The organism is Streptomyces katrae (assembly GCF_000966975.1).
Classification (GTDB): Bacteria; Actinomycetota; Actinomycetes; order Streptomycetales; family Streptomycetaceae; genus Streptomyces; species Streptomyces katrae.
Genome location: NZ_JZWV01000503.1, coordinates 1 through 453, shown reverse-complemented (window position 1 = coordinate 453; position 453 = coordinate 1). Strand labels below are relative to the sequence as shown.

The following is a 453-nucleotide window of genomic DNA, read 5'->3' as shown; positions in this document are numbered from 1 at the left end:
GCCGAGGCGGGCGGCGAGCGGGGCGCCGGGGGCCGGGGCCGCTTCGGCGAGGGCGGCGGCCAGGCAGGCCAGGGCGGGGTCGGGGGCGCCGGCGGTGAGGGTGTCGAGGTGGCGGTCGTAGAAGCCGGTGTCGATCCGGGCGGCGGTGAAGTCGGGGTGCCGCAGGGAGCGTACGAGGAGCTCGCGGTTGGTGGCCGGGCCGTGGATCCGGGCCCGGGCGAGGGCGTCGGCGAGGACGCGGACGGCTTCGGCGCGGGTGGGGGCGTGCGCGACGACCTTGGCGAGCATGGCGTCGTAGTGGACGGAGACGGTGTCGCCGTCGGTGAAGCCGGTGTCGACGCGGACATGCTCCGGGAGGGAGAGGGTGTGCAGGACGCCGGTCTGGGGGCGCCAGTCGAGGGCGGGGTCCTCCGCGTACAGGCGGGCCTCGACGGCATGGCCGACGGGGTCGGG

The 453-nt window shown here is 77.7% G+C and carries 1 pseudogene; it reads right to left on the bottom strand.

What is annotated here, in order from left to right:
• Window positions 1-453: pseudogene (locus tag VR44_RS18455) on the bottom strand (acety-l/propionyl-CoA carboxylase subunit alpha); the annotation flags it as partial.